Raw genomic sequence first — 2,214 nt, 5'->3', positions numbered from 1 at the left:
CTCGGAGATGGCCGGAACCTGGTCCCGCCGGGAGACGCGCCACGCCTACTCGGGCCAGGGGACGGTGGAGTTGTAGACGACCAGGTACAGCTCCCAGCGCGCCTTGCTGGTGGAGTGGGCGGCGCCGTCCTTGGAGTTGCAGCACACCCGGTGGAGCCCGGCCTGCGTGATCGTCGGCTTGGGCGTGGCGGGCATCAGCGGGTCGCCTCCTTCGGCTGCTCGAGCTGCGAGGCGATGGCGAGGGCGATGAGCCATGCGGCGAGCCGGGTCCGGGCCTGCTGCGCGGCGCGCTGGGCGGGCTCCAGGTCGACGTGCGGCATGCGGGGGGTGAGGTCGTGGTCCAGGCCGAGGATGAGCAGCGCGCCCGGAGCGAATGCGGCGGTGCCGATGCTGGCGGCGGTGAGCCACTGGGCGGCGGTCGCGGCGGGCATCAGACGTCACCCGCCGGTTCACGCAGGGCCTGCACCGGCGCGAGGAACCGAGTCCACCGGGCTGCCGACGCGTCCACCTGCAGCTCGGGCACGCCGTCCCCGCACACCTCGACGGCGACGTCACCCACCACGCCTACGGCGTGCGCGGTGTTGCCCTGCTGGGTCACGGCCTCGGCGGCGATGCCGAGTTTGTCGAGCCACCAGCGCCAGGCGTCCAGGGACTGCGGCCGTACGGTCAAGGCCAGATACTTGCCGTCGGGGACGGAGGTGGCGATGACGTCCGGCTGCCGCCCCCGCAGCTCGGCCGCGAGCACGGCGGCGGGCGAGTCCTCGTCGACGTCGACCCCGATGCGGGAGATGCAGCCGGCGTACTCGGTGATCCGCACGCCGACCGCCTCTTCCAACTGCGCCTCGGCGGTGAGGGCGCAGCGGACGGGCGCGTCCTCCTCGGCGGCGGCCGGAGTCGTGGCGAGCAGGGCGCGGATGGCCGGGGTGACCTCGACGGCCAGGCCCTCGAGGTGTCCCCTCTCGAGGGGCAGGTCGAGGGTCGCGGTCGCGGTCTGCAGGATGCTGTGCAGCTGGTGCTGCAGGGCCCGGCTCACGCGTCGCTCTCCGACGAGGAAGCGGCCTTCATGGCGGCGAGCGGCCGCACGGCGAAGATGCCCGGAACCGACAGGGCCGGCACGGCCGTGGGGGACGTGTCCACGGTGGGGATCTGCTGCGTCGCCTCGGGGTCCTCCGCCTCGTCGCTCGCGGCCAGGAGCTGGTCGGCATCGGCGGTGTTCGTCAGTGCCCGGGCGATGAGGGGGATGCCGTCGACGGTGGCGTGCGCCTCGATCCAGACGACGTCGTCGCGGACGTCGTCGCGGGTCACCTCGGTGTCCACGGCGGCCGCCGTCTTAAGGACGCCGCGGCCGGCGGTGAGGCCGGTGCCGTAGTGCAAGCGGACGCCGTAGGTGTCGGTGCCGAGCTCGCGGCGGGTCTCGACGGTGTCCGGCAGGATCTGCGCCTGGTCGACGAGCCTGGCGGCGAGCGCGGTCGCGGCCATGTACGTGGTGCGGAGCGGGTCGGTGGGCGTGGTCTGTTCGGTAATCTCGGTGGTCACCGGTGACCTTCTTTCTGTGGGTAAGGGCGCCGGGTCGTGGGGTCGCCAGGCGGGCAAGCGGGCGACCCTTCGGCGCATCAAGGGGTTAGTAGCGAGCGGAGATCGCCCGACGCGCCTGCTCGGCGCGGGCCTGCTCGGCGCCCTCGCCCTGTGCGGCGAGCCACGCCTCGACGGCGGTGAGGTTGAAGCGGCGGTTACCACCGGGGAGCCGCACGACGGGGCACCCCTTGTCCTTCACCCACGCGTTGACCGTCCAGCGCGAGACACCGAAGTGCGCTCGCAGCTCCTCGGTGGCGAGGAGCGGTGCGATGCCGGCCGGGCGGAGGATCTCGGTGCGCTCAGCGAGGGTCTGACTCGCCATGGGCTTTACACCCTTTCACTGTGTCTGTAGAAACTGTGGGCATGTCGAAGTGGGCTTGGAGGGGCTCATCCAGCGCCGTGGCGATCAGCCACGCCGTCCGACCCCTGCACCAGTCGGCCGCCGTCGTGCCACTGCCGGTGACCTTGGCGACGGTTGCGGCACTCACCCCCCGCCCGCGGACGTCGACCGCCTTGGTTCGAGCGGCGAGCTCGGCCTGGGTCACGCCTTGGCGCTTCATCGCGTCTCGGAGTGGCTGGCCTTCGCCCTTGCGGATGAGGTCGGTCATGTATTCCTCGTGCCTAGTGGGGAGCTGCGCG

6 protein-coding genes are annotated in these 2,214 nt (G+C 72.3%); all 6 read right to left on the bottom strand.

Features of this window, described 5'->3' with window-relative positions; all coding sequences use genetic code 11:
* Window positions 1–45 precede the first annotated feature (45 nt).
* Window positions 46–195: a hypothetical protein gene (locus ABZ780_RS31655; protein WP_357488425.1), complete on the bottom strand. Its 150-nt coding sequence runs from the start codon at window positions 193–195 to the stop codon at window positions 46–48.
* On the bottom strand, window positions 195–431 hold the full coding sequence (locus tag ABZ780_RS31650; protein WP_357488423.1) for a hypothetical protein: 237 nt from the start codon (window positions 429–431) through the stop codon (window positions 195–197). Before ABZ780_RS31650 ends, ABZ780_RS31655 begins: the two co-directional genes overlap by 1 nt.
* Window positions 431–1,033: a hypothetical protein gene (locus ABZ780_RS31645; RefSeq protein WP_357488421.1), complete on the bottom strand. Its 603-nt coding sequence runs from the start codon at window positions 1,031–1,033 to the stop codon at window positions 431–433. The genes ABZ780_RS31650 and ABZ780_RS31645 overlap by 1 nt, the downstream gene beginning before the upstream one ends.
* Entirely contained in the window at window positions 1,030–1,536 is a 507-nt protein-coding gene (locus ABZ780_RS31640; protein WP_357488420.1) for a hypothetical protein, read from the bottom strand. Before ABZ780_RS31640 ends, ABZ780_RS31645 begins: the two co-directional genes overlap by 4 nt.
* 85 nt (window positions 1,537–1,621) lie before the next feature.
* The gene (locus ABZ780_RS31635) at window positions 1,622–1,897 is read right to left on the bottom strand and encodes a helix-turn-helix domain-containing protein (RefSeq protein WP_357488418.1); all 276 of its coding nucleotides are present in this window, start codon (window positions 1,895–1,897) and stop codon (window positions 1,622–1,624) included.
* Window positions 1,875–2,214, bottom strand: a 340-nt coding sequence (locus ABZ780_RS31630) for a helix-turn-helix transcriptional regulator (RefSeq protein WP_357488416.1), incomplete at its 5' end; no start/stop codon positions are given. The genes ABZ780_RS31630 and ABZ780_RS31635, both read right to left, overlap by 23 nt.

The organism is Micromonospora sp. NPDC047467, from assembly GCF_040643095.1.
GTDB lineage: Bacteria > Actinomycetota > Actinomycetes > Mycobacteriales > Micromonosporaceae > Micromonospora.
The sequence above is the reverse complement of the archived record's forward strand: the minus strand, read 5'-3'. Positions and strand labels throughout refer to the sequence as shown.

Excerpts from the sequence above, each read along its gene's own strand:
- ABZ780_RS31650 (WP_357488423.1), bottom strand. The coding sequence starts at position 431 with ATGCCCGCCGCGACCGCCGCCCAGTGGCTCACCGCCGCCAGCATCGGC.
- ABZ780_RS31655 (WP_357488425.1), bottom strand. The coding sequence starts at position 195 with ATGCCCGCCACGCCCAAGCCGACGATCACGCAGGCCGGGCTCCACCGG.
- ABZ780_RS31635 (WP_357488418.1), bottom strand. The coding sequence starts at position 1,897 with ATGGCGAGTCAGACCCTCGCTGAGCGCACCGAGATCCTCCGCCCGGCC.